The following is a 15,259-nucleotide window of genomic DNA, read 5'->3' on the forward strand; positions in this document are numbered from 1 at the left end:
AATGATATGAACGGAACTAATTTATTTAAAATAGCTTTGCGCGCTTTAGTCAATAATAAGATGCGGGCATTCCTAACCATGTTAGGAATTATCATTGGAGTTGCTTCGGTGATTACCATGCTTGCCATCGGCCAGGGCTCGAAGCGAAGCATCCAAAAGCAAGTATCCGAAATGGGGTCTAATATGATTATGATACATCCCGGAGCCGACATGAGGGGAGGCGTTCGACAAGACCCAAGTGCTATGCAGACGCTAAAACTTACCGATTACGCCAGCCTACAAGAAGAAACCCGTTATTTGTCGGCAGTTAGTCCGAATGTATCAAAATCGGGACAACTTATAAATGGTGCTAATAATTATCCGGCCAGTGTTAATGGCGTTTCCATAGATTATCTAACCATTCGCCAACTCAGTGTGGAAAGTGGGGAAATATTTACCGAAGCAGATATTCAGACCAGTGCCAAAGTATGCGTAATTGGTAAAACCATTGTAGACAATCTTTTCACAAACGGAGAAGATCCCGTAGGACGGGTAATTCGATTCGGAACAATCCCTTTTCGTGTAGTGGGTGTTCTTAAATCCAAAGGCTATAACTCTATGGGGCAAGACCAGGATGCTGTGGTATTAGCTCCCTATACCACGGTAATGAAACGTTTGTCGGCTGTTACATATCTTCAAAGTATTTTTGCTTCAGCACTTACCGAAGATATGACCGAAGAAGCAATGGAAGAGATAACCACCATACTCCGAAGCAATCATAAACTAAAAGAAGGAGATGACGACGATTTTAATATCCGTTCTCAACAGGAATTAAGCTCCATGTTAAGCTCCACAACAAACCTTATGACTACCCTTCTTGCTTGCATCGCAGGTATCAGCTTAATTGTTGGGGGTATTGGTATCATGAATATTATGTATGTAAGTGTTACCGAACGTACTCGCGAAATCGGTTTAAGAATGTCGGTAGGTGCACGAGGCATAGATATTTTAAGTCAATTCTTAATTGAAGCCGTACTTATAAGTATCACCGGAGGTATTATTGGGGTGCTTATTGGCGTAGGAGCCTCATTTGCAGTAAAGTCCATCGCAAACTGGCCGGTATATATACAATTGTGGAGTGTGATATTAAGTTTCCTTGTCTGTACCATTACAGGAATCTTTTTCGGATGGTATCCTGCCAAAAAAGCAGCAGATCTTGACCCAATAGAAGCAATTAGATACGAATAATTTGTTATATTTGTAATTATGAAGAAGTTACTTGCCAGACATCATAAGACATTGGAGGTATTGATACACGTTATCAGTTGGATCATTTTTTTCACCTTTCCGCTTCTGATGACCGATCGTACCAACGAAGACTTTAACTGGACAAAATATCTGCATCATACCATGGTGCCCATTACTTTCATTATTGTATTTTATATCAATTACTTCTTCTTAATTCCTCGCTATTTGTTTCGTGAGCGAACTTATACATACATTTTGTATAATTTGCTCTTGATAATCATAACGTCTTCGTTTCTACATTTATGGCATACTACCATGGCTCCTTCCTTTAAAGTGATTAACAATCCCGGACCTCGTTTTCCGGGATGGTTCTTCTTTGTACGGGATATTGTTAGCTTAGGATTTGCCATAGGCCTTAGTGCCATTATTCGTATAAGCCGAAGGTGGACCAAAATAGAAGCAGCACGGCGTGAGGCAGAAAAAAGCCGCACAGAAGCAGAGTTAAAGAATTTACGCAATCAGCTTAATCCGCACTTTCTGCTTAACACACTGAACAACATATATGCGCTTATCTCTTTCGACACGGATAAAGCGCAACAAGCTGTTCAGGAATTAAGCAAACTATTACGCTACATGCTTTATGATAATCAGCAGAACTATGTTCCTTTATCTAAAGAGGCAGATTTTATACGTAATTATATTGAATTAATGCGTATCCGGTTATCATCTAATGTAACGTTAAAGACTGAAATTGGTATCAACAAGAACAGTCGCACATTGGTGGCTCCGCTTTTATTCATTTCGCTTATAGAGAATGCATTTAAGCATGGTATCTCTCCCACAGAACCAAGTTATATACACATTTCCCTCTTTGAGGAAGGAGAGAAAGTGACCTGTGAGATTATAAACAGCAACTTCCCCAAAAGCTATCAGGATAAAAGCGGTTCGGGCATTGGTTTGCCACAGGTTAGCAAACGTTTGGAGTTATTATATCCCAATCAATACACTTGGGAGAAATATGTATCCGAGGAAGGAAAGAAATACATTTCAAGATTACAGATAAAAACAACAGATACTTAACCTCTAAAATATACTACTATGATACTACATTGCGCAATAGTAGATGATGAACCTTTAGCCCTTGACTTATTAGAGAGCTATGTAAACAAAACCCCGTTCTTACAACTGGAAGGAAAATACTCCAGTGCCGTACAAGCCATTAAAGAATTGCCTGATAAACAGATAGATCTGTTATTCCTGGACATACAAATGCCTGAACTTAACGGATTGGAATTCTCTAAAATGGTTTCTCCGCAAACTCGTATTGTTTTTACCACTGCTTTTGATCAGTATGCCATTGATGGTTACCGGGTAAACGCATTAGATTATTTATTAAAGCCTATCTCTTATGTAGAATTTCTGCAAGCAGCCAATAAAGCCGTACAATGGTTTGAACGTGGCAAAAAAACAGAAGAGATTGAAAGCATCTATGTAAAGAGCGATTATAAATTGGTACAGATAGAATTAAAAAAGATTCTGTATATAGAGGGTTTAAAAGATTATATCAAGATTTATTTAGAGGAGTTGCCTCGCCCCGTTTTATCGCTTATGAGTATGAAAGCTATGGAAGAGCTCCTACCGTCTATCCGATTTATGCGTGTACATAGATCATACATCGTACAAAAAGAAAAAATCAGAATTATAGACCGGGGACGTATTGTTTTCGATAAAGTGTACATTCCTGTTAGCGATAGCTATAAACAATCTTTTCAGGAATTTCTGGATGAACGAAGCTAAGAGCCTGTTTATCCATAAAAACAAGACTTTTGTCGATTCCGCTTGTTAGAATTGCATAATCTTTATATATTTGCATTGAACAGATAGAGAGTTGCGATAACTCTTTTTTTAGAATAGTTTAGTTAAGTCTAGTTTAGTTTTTGTGAAAGCACTCTCCGGCGGCGGTCGATCAGAGAGTGCTTTTTTTATTTAAATAGTGAATTATCTTTTTCGCCTGCTGCTGCCTCATCCAAAAAGAACTCCACATTATTGGCACGGTGAGCAATATAGGCAGCCGGATTTATATCGCCGGATAAATACAATTCGCAAACCACTTTTTGCTTTTCTGCTCCTGTTACAAAGAAGATGGTTTGTTCTGCATTAATAATAGAAGCACCAGTCAGCGCAACTCGTTTCTGCTTAGTAACAGGATGAGTACTCACTGCGTATATTTCAGGAGAAGAAAGTAACTCTTCCTGCCCAATGAAGATAGATGAAGTATGCCCATCTTCTCCTATTCCTAACAAAACCAAGTCAAAGAGCGGGCATTTATTTCTAATGGGTAAGAACTTTTTTACTAAATCAGAATAACGCTTAGCTTCTTTCTTCGGGTCATCTTCTCCATAAATCCGAAAGATGTGTTCTTCGGGAATACCTACCTGATCCAAAAGTACTCGTTTCATCTGTCCGTAATTACTTTCCGGACTGCGGGGCTCCACACAGCGTTCATCTACCCACCAAAATCTGATGCGCTCCCAAGGGGTAATGTCTGCATATTCATTAGCCCATAGATCGAACATTTTTAATGGTGTGCTTCCTCCACTAAAAGCTATATTAAAAACCTTCTCCGGAGCATCCGACAGTTTTTGAACAAGATAGCGAATCAACGCACGCGATGCTTCCATTGAGCACGGATAAATATTCATTTTCATAATTCACAATATAAGTCTTTGTTAGTTAAGTTTTTACATGGATTTGTCCAGGAAGCATTGTGTTCATTCATCATCGCTTCGCTTTCAAGGGGTCCCCAAGTGTCGGCCGGATATCCATGAAGTGGAGCAGCTGCATTGTTTTTCCAATATTTAAGTATCGGATCAAAGAAACGCCAAGAAGCCTCTACTGCATCGCCTCGGGTAAACAAAGTAGGGTCGCCTGCTATACAGTCCTCAATAAGGCGCGCATAAGCATCACCGAAGGGCAAGCCGCCTAACTTGTCGTAAGAGAAATCGAGATCGGTAAGTTTTACTTCAAAGCCCGAACCGGGCACTTTCATACTTACCCTCAACAAGACTCCCTCATTAGGTTGAATCCTTAATATCAAGGTATTGGCATGGGGACAATTTCCTTGGGCACAATGAAACATCTGATGGGGAGCCGCCTTAAAGTGCACCACAATCTCGGTTACTTTGGTAGGCATTTGCTTACCTGTCCGGATATAAAAAGGCACTCCACTCCATCGCCAGTTGCTAATGCCCAGCTTCATGGCTATGTATGTTTCAGTGCGTGAATCGGCCGGAACATTCTTTTCTTCCCGATATCCTTTTTTAGTTTCGGATGCCATGTATTGCCCACGAACAATATGTTCATCCAAATCGGTTTGATTTAAAGGAGATAAAGAGTTATAGACCTTCACTATTTCGTTTCTGAAATCAGTTTCGTTAAAAGCCAGAGGAGGTTCCATAGCCATCAGGGCGGTTAACTGAATCAGATGATTTTGCACCATATCGCGCAAAGCCCCCGAAGTATCGTAGTATCCTCCACGCTGCTCTATTCCAAGATTTTCTACCGCAGTAATTTCTACATAATCAATATAATTGCGGTTCCATAATGGTTCGAAGATGCCATTGGCAAAGCGAAATGCCAGAATATTCTGGGCTGTTTCCTTACCTAAGAAATGATCTATACGATATACTTGGTTTTCATCAAAAACAGAAGTATATACTTCATTCAATTTAAGTGCAGATTCCAGATCATAACCAAAAGGTTTTTCTACAATAATGCGTGTTTCCTTACCATTCAGGTTATACTTTTTTAGATGCAAAGGCACTACCCCATACAAAGAAGGAGGCGTAGCAAGATAATACAATAAATTTGACGGTTGCTCTTCGCCCGTCAATTCTTTTAAACGATTTAGCAAGGTTTCATAATCGCTCTCAACAGAAGGGTCCATAGAAAGATAATGAAGTTGGGACATGAATGAATCCATCCAATCTTTATCCTGATCTTCTTTGGCTACAAATTCCGCCAATTCCTTCTGCATATAAGAACGATAATTGCTGTCTGTATATTGAGTTCTGCCTATTCCAAGTATGAAAAAAGATTGTGTGATTCTTTTTCCTTTATACAAAGAATAAAGTGCCGGCATTAATTTTCGTTTTGTTAAGTCGCCCGAGGCACCAAATATTACGATTCCTAAAGGATGCTTAGTCTTATTATTTGCCATAAATATTTTCTTTCAAACTTTAGTTACGTTACACATTATAGGTGCCAGATTGGGTGTTTCCCCCATGTCCGGTCCAGTTCTCATGAAAGTATTTTCCTCGTGGCTGATCGGTTCTCTCGAAGGTATGAGCTCCGAAGTAATCGCGTTGCGCCTGAATAAGATTAGCAGGTAGCGTTTCGGATGTCAACGAGTAGAAATAATTCAACGCCGACGAGAATGCAGGTACAGGCATTCCTTCTTGTGCACAATGAGCTACCAATCGCTTCCAGCCAATAAACACTTGTTTAATTTCTGTTTTGAAGAAAGGAGCCAAAAGCAAATGTTTAGGTTTATCCGGAGCTTCATAAGCAGCAGCAATATCATTGAGGAAGACACTGCGAATAATGCAACCTGCCCTCCACATACGAGCTATGGAAGCCAGATTCAAATCCCATTTGAAAGCATCGGATGCCTGTTGCAATACCGCAAAACCTTGGGCATAAGAAATTATTTTTGAAGCATATAATGCCGAATGTACATCAATCACCAATTCCGGTTTATTAAATATCACTTGCCGTTCGCGATGATGATAATCCGAAGAAGCTTCTTTGCGTAGCTCTTTTTGAGCAGATAAACTACGTTCGAATACAGCCGTAGCAATCAATCCCAAAGGCATTCCAAGTTCCATGGCATTAATTACAGACCATTTTCCTGTGCCTTTTTGTCCGGCTGCATCCAGAATATGATCCACCAGATAGCCACTGTATTTATCTTTATGCTTTAATATTTTAGCAGTGATTTCAATCAGGTAACTTTTAAGGTTTCCTTCATTCCAATAAGCAAAGATGGTAGATAATTCTTCATTATTCACCTTCAATAGGTTTTTCATGGTCCAATATGCCTCAGCTATCAACTGCATATCACCATATTCAATGCCATTATGGATCATTTTCACAAAATGTCCCGAACCGCCGGGACCTACCCAATCGCAACAAGGTGTACCGTCACTGGCTTTTGCTGCAATACTCTGCAGAATTGGCTTCACTTCAGGCCATGCTGCTTCCGATCCTCCCGGCATAATAGATGCTCCATTTAAAGCACCTTCTTCGCCACCGGAAACTCCGGCTCCTACAAATAAAAACCCTTTTGATTCTGCCAGTTGTACACGACGATTGGTATCTTCGTAGTTGGAATTTCCACCATCTATCAAAATATCACCGGGAGAAAGATGAGGAAACAATTGCTCCATCAGTTCATCTACAGGGCTTCCGGCACGTACCATCATCATTATTTTTCGGGGCGCCGCAATTGAATCTACAAAAGCAGCAATATCTGTATATCCTTCAATATTCTTATTTTTACCTCTACCATTTACAAAACGTTCCACAACTCCTTCTTCAACACCCGGCACCGTACGATTATAAACCGATACCTTCCAATTGTTTTTTTCCATATTGAGGGCAAGGTTCTCTCCCATTACAGCAAGACCGATCAGCCCTACATTCGATTTATTCTGTTTCATCTTTTTCTCTTATTTATATATAGTTTATATCATTAGTAAATAACGATATAGACCTAACAATTGTTCTGTAAGCAACAACGCTGATGAAGGATTTGTTTTTTGCTACCGGCAATTGAAAAAAATGCTACCGGCAATTGAAGAAAGTGCTACTGGCAGTTCAGGTAAATGCTACTGGCAGTTGGTTGGTATGAATAATTCAAACTAAATAGAAGAACGAGCAAAATTTAAAGAGACTCTGATTTCTATCATCTATTTATTTGATTATTTTTGTCCTAACTAATAAATCGCTTATGAAAAAACTACGAATCGGGTTATTGGCCCGAATTATTATTGCTATTATAATAGGAGTATTATTAGGACAGGTTCTTCCTGCTCCTTTTGTTCGTGTATTTATAACTTTCAATTCGCTGTTTAGTGAGTTTCTAAATTTTGTTATTCCATTAATCATATTGGGTTTGGTTACTGTAGCTATTGCCAATATAGGCAACAAAGCCGGGAAGCTTCTTCTTATTACAGTGGCCATTGCATACGGTTCTACACTATTTGCCGGATTTCTATCTTATTTTACGGGAGCAAGCTTGTTTCCTTTAATGATAGAACCGGGAACTTCTCTGGAAGAAATAGCAGGTTCAGATAGTTTATTACCTTACTTTACAGTAAGCATTCCTCCATTAATGGGAGTAATGACCTCACTCGTACTCGCATTTATGTTGGGATTAGGGTTAGCCCATTTAAATGGGCAAACACTTAAAAAGGCAGCACAAGATTTTCAAGAGATTATTGTGAAAGTGATAGAGAAAGTTATTATCCCTGTTCTTCCTTTATATATTTTCGGCATTTTCTTAAATATGACTTATTCAGGACAGGCGTTTTCTATATTATTGGTCTTTATTCAAATTATAGGAGTTATATTTGGGATTCACTTATTTGTGTTGATTCTCCAATATTCCATTGCCGGTTTATTAGTGAAACAAAATCCGTTTAAACTCCTGGCTCGTATGCTACCGGCGTACTTCACGGCTTTAGGTACACAATCTTCTGCAGCTACTATTCCTGTTACTTTGGCACAAACAGTCAAAAACGGAGTTTCCCCACAAATTGCAGGTTTCGTTGTTCCTCTTTGTGCCACCATACATCTATCCGGCAGTACTTTAAAAATTGTGGCTTGTGCCCTCGCCTTAATGATTATGCAGGGAATGCCTTATGACTTTCCGCTCTTTGCAGGGTTTATTTGCCTGTTGGGCATTGCTATGGTTGCTGCTCCGGGTGTACCGGGCGGTGCTATAATGGCTTCTTTGGGAGTATTACAATCTGTTCTTGGATTTGGAGAAGATACCCAAGCACTTATGATAGCACTCTACATTGCTATGGATAGTTTTGGTACAGCTTGTAATGTAACAGGCGATGGGGCTATAGCTTTAGCAGTAGATCAGCTAACCAAACATTCCAGAAAATAAAATATCATCATTAAATAATAACTATATGAATATCAAATCATCACACATTGTCATTGGGTTAATAATCATTCTGTTGGCTATATTCTCTTTTGGAGCTTTCTATACTGTAAATACAGGCGAAAGAGGAGTCATTCTCCGATTTGGTCGATTAACCGGTATAGCCAGCGAAGGCTTGAACATGAAAATGCCTTTTGTAGATCAGGTTGAGCTTATGTCTGTTCGCGATTATAATCTTACCATGAAATCGGAAGTATCTTCCAGCGATATCCAAACAATTGCCGTAGAAGTGGGGCTTGTTTACTCCCTTGATCCTATGAAGGTTGATTACATTTACCAAACTTATGGAAAGAGTATTGAAAACACATTATTAAGACCCACTCTATCAGAAAAGATCAATGCAATCATAGCCGAATATCCTATTGAAGCGTTTGTAGAAAAACGAGCTGAAATTTCCAGTCGCATCAGCACTGCATTTTCCAACCAGGTAGGTGGAAGTGGCATTATTGTAAAAAGCTTACTGATTACCAATCATGATTTCAGCGATGAGTTCAACAAAGCAATTGAAGATAAGAAGATAGCCGAGCAAGGTGCTCTTGCTGCTAAATTTACATTGGAAAGAATGAAATTGGAAGCAGAAGCTCAGACAGTTAAACAAGCTTCATTATCGCCTATGGTGCTTCAGGAAATGGCTATTAATAAATGGGATGGAAAAATGCCACAATATTTTAGTGGAGATAAGTTGCCCTTTATTACGATAAAGTAGTAGTCAGTAGTTAAGAGCCAGTAGTTAGAATAAATGAAGTATCTATTTACCTAACTACTGGCTACCGACTATTAAATTTTATTCCATCAATTTTCTATATCTCACCCTCTTCGGTTCCACATCTCCCATTCGTTTCATCTTATTCTCTTCGTATTCCGAATAAGAACCTTCGAAATAGAATACATTCGAATCGCCTTCAAAAGCAAGGATATGTGTACAGATTCTATCTAAGAACCAACGGTCGTGCGAGATAACCACAGCACATCCGGCAAATTCTTCCAAACCTTCTTCCAACGCACGCAGGGTATTAACGTCGATATCATTGGTAGGCTCATCGAGCAACAATACGTTACCTTCTTCTTTCAGTGCCATTGCCAGATGCAGACGGTTGCGCTCACCACCGGAAAGCACTCCGCAAAGCTTTTCCTGATCACCACCGGAGAAGTTGAAACGAGATAAGTAAGCACGCGCATTTACATCGCGACCACCCATACGAATTAACTCGTTGCCACCGGAAATAACCTGATAAACGCTCTTATTAGGATCAATGTCACTATGTTGCTGATCTACATAAGCTACTTTCACAGTCTCTCCTACTTCGAATGTTCCATTGTCGGGTGTTTCCAATCCCATAATGAGACGGAATAAAGTGGTTTTACCAGCACCATTAGGTCCAATTACCCCCACAATACCATTGGGAGGAAGCATAAAGTTCAGATCATCAAATAATAATTTATCTCCATAAGCTTTTGCTACATGAATGGCTTCAATAACCTTGTTACCCAAACGAGGACCATTCGGGATGAAGATTTCCAGTTTCTCTTCCTTCGCTTTCACATCCTCATTCAACAGTTTATCGTAAGAGTTCAAACGAGCCTTTCCTTTTGCCTGACGCGCTTTCGGAGCCATACGAACCCATTCTAACTCGCGTTCCAATGTTTTACGACGCTTGCTGACTGTTTTCTCCTCCATTTCCATGCGCTTGGTTTTCTGTTCCAACCACGAAGAATAGTTTCCTTTCCATGGAATACCTTCACCACGATCCAGTTCAAGAATCCAACCTGCTACATGATCAAGGAAATAACGGTCGTGAGTTACGGCAATTACTGTACCTTCATATTGTTGTAGATGTTGTTCCAACCAGTCAATAGATTCTGCGTCCAAGTGGTTGGTAGGCTCATCGAGCAATAGTATATCCGGTTTTTGAAGCAACAAACGGCACAAAGCTACACGACGACGCTCTCCTCCGGAAAGGTTTTGCACCAACTGATCTTCGGGTGGACAACGAAGGGCATCCATAGCGCGTTCCAAAGTACTGTCCAGATTCCATGCATCTGTTGCATCGATAATATCCTGAAGTTCTGCCTGGCGGGCAAAGAGTTTATCCATTTTATCCGAATCTTCGTAGTATTCGGGTTCTCCAAATTTCAGGTTTATTTCTTCGTATTCGGTCAATGCATCCACAATAGGTTGCACACCTTCCATCACTACTTCTTTTACAGTCTTGGTATCATCCAGTTTAGGTTCTTGTTCCAAATATCCCACAGAATATCCGGGAGAAAACACAACCTCACCTTGATATGATTTTTCAAGTCCGGCGATAATTTTCATTAAGGTTGACTTACCGGAACCGTTTAAACCGATAATACCAATCTTTGCACCATAGAAGAAAGACAGATAGATATCTTTCAGTACATACTTATTCGGTTGGAATGCTTTACTTACACCAACCATCGAAAAAATAATTTTCTTATCGTCAGCCATATTAATAATGTATATATTGTTAATTGGCGCAAAGATAGGAAAAAGTGTGGAATATTTTTGGAGTTTAAGAAAATAGTTATACCTTTGCACCCGCTTAACCGCAATAAAGGATTGATTCGCTAGCTCAGCAGGTAGAGCACAACACTTTTAATGTTGGGGTCCTGGGTTCGAGCCCCAGGCGGATCACAGAAAGAAAACGCAAGTAGCTCATCATCAAGCTCTTGCGTTTTTTTCTTTTATAGATTTGCACCACTGTTACATAGTGGAAAAGTCTTTTTATAATCAATTAATCTTAAAATTAAAAGAAATGAAGAAGACTTGCTTTTCGGTTTGCTGCTTTTATTCTATACTTGCAAAAAATCTGATAAAGTAAAGCATGACGCAAGATATTTTGGAAAAAAGAAAGAAGAAAAGGATCCTGCTTAAAATTGGGATTGGAATTTTATCACTCATCATTTTAATTAATATTGCTATTGGTATCATTTTGAATACCATAGTTACTCCTCAAAAAATTACTCCTTTCATTTTAGGAGTAGCTCACGAATATATAGATGCTCAGGTAAATTGCGAATCCATTGATATTACCTTCTTCAGTACCTTTCCTAATTTAGGGGTCAAGCTTCAACAAGGGAGCGTCATTCATCATTCTCAAACAACAGCATCCACCGACAGTACATTACAAACATACGCATTACCCCAGGACACACTTATCACTTTCCAACATTGCATAGTTTCGCTAAACCCCATTGCTTTCCTTATAAAAAAACAGATTATCATTAATCAGCTGGAGATTAAGGATGCAGATATTTATGCTTTTGTAGATGTTGAAGGAAAGAAAAATTGGGATATCTTCACTGCTACTACTGAGGAAGAAAAGAAAGAAGAGAACAAAAAGACATCACAAGCTCCTGAGCTAAATATCAACAACATCCGCTTACAAAACATCAACCTTGTTTATGATGACTTGCAACAGGATCTTTTCTTAATGGTCGACAGCCTGCGTATGAGGTTAAACGGAAATCTCTCCAAAGCGAAAGCCGACTTGGATCTGAGGTTGCGAACCAGCGGATTTTCTTGCTATCACCAAGAGAAAACTTATGCCAAAAGTATTCCATTCAGCATCCAAACTCAACTGCATAGAGATCGAAAAGTGAAAAACCTATCAATAGAGAAAGGGTCTGTCTCAGTAGGCATCCTAAAGCTAAACATGAAAGGCATGCTTACAAGGGGAGAAGAACCTTTGACTACAGATGTAGATATTGACTTCGATCTGAATGCTTCGTCCTTAAACGATTTAATTCGTATGATTCCTGAACATATTTCAGACATACCTTCTAAACTGAAAGGAAATGGAAAGATACTTTCCAGCGGAAAGATCATCGGTAAGTTAGGAAAAGAGCAGTATCCGCCTGTTTCCGTATCTTTTAAATTAGCAGATGGCTCTTTGAGGTCGGTAAAGCACCCAGACAAGCCTTTGTTGGAGAAAATAGATATTGATTTTTATACACTACTGGATTTCTCTGATAAAGAAAAGTCTTCTCTTACACTGAACAACCTGTACCTCCAATCCAGCTCTTCACAGATAACTCTTAAAGGAGCATTCAACCATTTACTAACCAATCCGGTTATAGATGCACATGCAAAGGCAAATATCAATTTAACTCAATTGTCCAAAGACCTTCCTTTTACCAAAAACAAATTCAATATGGGCGGAACCATCAATTTTAATCTCTCCGGAAATTGCACGTTGGAAGATATACAGTCAACTAATTTAGGAAAGATAAACATCAATGGTAATACGCATATTAAGAATGTGACTTTCAACAGCGTGGAAGAGGATCTTTCTTTTTATGCTTCTTTGGCAAATATGGCTTTTGGAAGTAACACCTCCGATAGCATACGAGGCAGACTGCAAGAAAGTTTATTAAGAGGAAACATCACTTTAGATAGTTTAAACCTAAACTGGAAAAAGGAACTGATGGCCAATGCCGGAAAACTAACTACCAGATTTAGTACCTCCGAGCCACAAGATACAGGAAGCATTGCGCCAGTAATGGTTTACGCAAAAGCTGAAAACTTACGTCTTACCATGGGAGACTCTATCCGGATGCGAGCTTTTAAAACAAGTGCGGCCATCCGCATGTCATCCAACAAAGAGAATCCCCGACTGCCCGAAGTAAGCACCCGTCTTTCCTTAGACAGCCTGAGAGGAAGATTTCTGACCATGGGCGGTCGGATGAGTAATGCAGTTCTAACCCTTAAAGCAGTAAAAGCAGCACCTCGACAACCACGAACCAATATTGCCGGAAGGGATACTACCCTAACCCGTGTTCAAAGAGATTCTATCCGAAAAAGTCGTACTGATGTAGAAACAAACCTCTCTTTCAGATTGGAATCTAAAGAAACACGAGATCTTTTACGCAAATGGGAAGTATCCGGAAGTTTAATAAGCAAAGACATCAGTTTCCGAACCCCCTTATTTCCACTCCCGCTACGCATGAGTGAATCGGAAATGAGTTTCACTACCAATACCCTTTCATTGGCTAAGGCTCAGGTGAAGATTGGGGCATCTGATCTTTCTTTAAACGGAGAGATAGAAGGTATACGCGGTGCTTTACTATACAACGGAAAAGTAGCTGCCCGCTTAAATCTTCTTGCCGACTCTATCGATTTTAATCAATTAATAAAAGCAGCCATTGCCGGGGGCGAATATACCCGAAAGAACACACAGGAAAAAGATTCGATCTCCGAGAAGGTACTCGACGATAACAATTTGGTTACCACAGAGTTAGACACCATACAATCAGGCATCTTTGTCATTCCCAGAAACCTGAACATTGAGTTCAATTCTATTATTAAACATGCCAAATACTCCGACTTGAACCTGCAAAACATCCGGGGGAATATTATTCTACGCGATCAAGCCATACAGTTACCTCGCCTACACCTTAACTCGAATGTAGGAAGTGTCAACTTAAATATGGTTTATAAAGCACCCAACCGAAAAGGTGCTCATCTGGGATTGGATTTGAATATGGATAAGGTAGACGTAAAGGAGCTTATCAAAACTTTCCCGATGATGGACGATCTTACACCAATGCTGCGCTCCTTCGAAGGAGTAGTGAATTGTAAAATGACTGCGGTAACGGAACTTGATTCCTTAATGAATGTTCAACTCCCTCAAACCACTGCTTCTTGCGTGCTAAATGGTAAAAACATGATTCTGCTGGATGGGGAAACCTTTTCCGAGATTTCTAAAACACTGATGTTTAAAAACAAACACAAGAATATTATCGACAGTCTTTCTGTAGAAATGATTCTGGAAGAAGAAAAACTAATGATTTTCCCTTTCCAAATCTCCATAGACCGATATGAAGTAGCCGTAGGAGGTATTCAAAATCTTGATTTATCGTTCGACTATCATATTACTGTATTAAAATCGCCTGTTCCCTTTAAGTTAGGTCTTAACATTACAGGCAGTCCTGATAAAATGAAAATACGTTTGGCCAAGCCAAAATACAAAAACCTATTCACCACCACCCGGGAAGAAACGCTGAACAATACTACCATCAACCTCCGGCAAGAAATGGAGAATAAATTGCAGAGAAGTATTCAGGAAATTATCGGGGCAGACGCCTTACGACCTGTTCGTAGGCCAACAATAGCCCTGCCGGATAGTTTACGACAAACCTTCTTCTTGTTAGACACAACCTCTGTTTCGCAAGAAGCAGTGGAGCCGGATAGTATTATTTCTATGAAAACACCTTAGAAACATAAACATTCAAACCTGTCGATTGTTAATCTACAGGTCATTAACCACTAAAAACTATTATAATTATGTTAGACGGAATTTTGAATTTAGTAAAAGAGACTGTAATTAAATCTATCAGTAATAATGAAAATGTGCCCGAAGCTAAAAGAGCAGATGCAGTAAATGTAACCACAGAGGCAGTAACCAATGGATTGAAAGAAAACCTGACGTTAGGAAACCTTTCCAACATCACTGATCTGTTTAAGAAAGGTTCTTCTGCTACAAAAAACCCTATTACGAACAACATTATCGAAATGGTAACCAGTTCACTGATTCAGAAAATAGGCTTATCGCAGTCGGTAGCCAATATGATTTCTACTACAGTTGTTCCGATGGTAATGAAAGCCATTTCAGGCAAAGTAAACGATCCGAACGAAAAGGGATTCAGCATAGAATCTATCCTTGAAAGCGTTTCCGGAGGTAAAGCTGATGGTCTTTTAGGCAAATTAGGTAAGCTTTTCGGTTAAGAAAAAAAGACTGCCAACAGAAGAATAACACAACTATTGGCAGTCTATTT

At 39.5% G+C, this 15,259-nt stretch carries 11 protein-coding genes and 1 tRNA gene; 8 read left to right on the forward strand and 4 right to left on the reverse strand.

Going from position 1 to position 15,259, the window contains the following annotated elements:
* Positions 1-6: 6 nt before the first annotated feature.
* Genes D0T60_RS15765 through D0T60_RS15775 form a run of 3 tightly spaced genes read left to right on the forward strand, consistent with a single transcriptional unit; the run spans position 7 to position 3,024 of the window.
* Positions 7-1,227, forward strand: a complete 1,221-nt coding sequence (locus D0T60_RS15765) for an ABC transporter permease (protein ID WP_163219094.1) — start codon at positions 7-9, stop codon at positions 1,225-1,227.
* Between the two features lie 18 nt (positions 1,228-1,245).
* Positions 1,246-2,307 (forward strand): sensor histidine kinase, encoded by a 1,062-nt coding sequence (locus tag D0T60_RS15770; RefSeq protein ID WP_163219095.1) that lies wholly within the window; start codon positions 1,246-1,248, stop codon positions 2,305-2,307.
* A gap of 18 nt (positions 2,308-2,325) precedes the next feature.
* Positions 2,326-3,024 (forward strand): LytTR family DNA-binding domain-containing protein, encoded by a 699-nt coding sequence (locus tag D0T60_RS15775; protein ID WP_163219096.1) that lies wholly within the window; start codon positions 2,326-2,328, stop codon positions 3,022-3,024.
* A 185-nt stretch (positions 3,025-3,209) separates the two neighbouring features.
* Here D0T60_RS15775 and pgl read toward each other — a convergent pair whose 3' ends face one another.
* From pgl to gnd, 3 genes are read right to left on the reverse strand one after another with little or no spacing between them, the layout of a single operon-like run.
* Positions 3,210-3,935, reverse strand: a complete 726-nt coding sequence (gene pgl, locus D0T60_RS15780; RefSeq protein WP_163219097.1) for a 6-phosphogluconolactonase — start codon at positions 3,933-3,935, stop codon at positions 3,210-3,212.
* Positions 3,932-5,446: a glucose-6-phosphate dehydrogenase gene (gene zwf / locus D0T60_RS15785; protein WP_163219098.1), complete on the reverse strand. Its 1,515-nt coding sequence runs from the start codon at positions 5,444-5,446 to the stop codon at positions 3,932-3,934. The genes pgl and zwf overlap by 4 nt, the downstream gene beginning before the upstream one ends.
* Positions 5,447-5,474: 28 nt before the next feature.
* On the reverse strand, positions 5,475-6,947 hold the full coding sequence (gene gnd / locus D0T60_RS15790; RefSeq protein WP_163219099.1) for a decarboxylating NADP(+)-dependent phosphogluconate dehydrogenase: 1,473 nt from the start codon (positions 6,945-6,947) through the stop codon (positions 5,475-5,477).
* A 290-nt stretch (positions 6,948-7,237) separates the two neighbouring features.
* Here gnd and D0T60_RS15795 point away from each other — a divergent pair, with 290 nt between their 5' ends.
* Positions 7,238-8,404, forward strand: a complete 1,167-nt coding sequence (locus D0T60_RS15795; protein WP_163219100.1) for a dicarboxylate/amino acid:cation symporter — start codon at positions 7,238-7,240, stop codon at positions 8,402-8,404.
* Positions 8,405-8,429: 25 nt separating this feature from the next.
* Positions 8,430-9,167: a prohibitin family protein gene (locus tag D0T60_RS15800; protein ID WP_163219101.1), complete on the forward strand. Its 738-nt coding sequence runs from the start codon at positions 8,430-8,432 to the stop codon at positions 9,165-9,167.
* A 78-nt stretch (positions 9,168-9,245) separates the two neighbouring features.
* Here D0T60_RS15800 and ettA read toward each other — a convergent pair whose 3' ends face one another.
* Positions 9,246-10,931: an energy-dependent translational throttle protein EttA gene (gene ettA / locus D0T60_RS15805; protein ID WP_163219102.1), complete on the reverse strand. Its 1,686-nt coding sequence runs from the start codon at positions 10,929-10,931 to the stop codon at positions 9,246-9,248.
* 113 nt (positions 10,932-11,044) lie between these two features.
* Here ettA and D0T60_RS15810 point away from each other — a divergent pair.
* From D0T60_RS15810 to D0T60_RS15820, 3 genes are all read left to right on the forward strand, one after another.
* A tRNA-Lys gene (locus D0T60_RS15810) sits at positions 11,045-11,117 on the forward strand.
* A 190-nt stretch (positions 11,118-11,307) separates the two neighbouring features.
* Complete coding sequence (locus tag D0T60_RS15815) at positions 11,308-14,700, forward strand: AsmA-like C-terminal region-containing protein (RefSeq protein ID WP_163219103.1); 3,393 nt, start codon at positions 11,308-11,310, stop codon at positions 14,698-14,700.
* Positions 14,701-14,768: 68 nt separating this feature from the next.
* The gene (locus D0T60_RS15820) at positions 14,769-15,209 is read left to right on the forward strand and encodes a DUF937 domain-containing protein (protein ID WP_163219104.1); all 441 of its coding nucleotides are present in this window, start codon (positions 14,769-14,771) and stop codon (positions 15,207-15,209) included.
* Positions 15,210-15,259: the final 50 nt, after the last annotated feature.

The sequence above is a fragment of the Bacteroides sp. 224 genome (assembly GCF_010500995.1).
GTDB lineage: Bacteria > Bacteroidota > Bacteroidia > Bacteroidales > Bacteroidaceae > Bacteroides.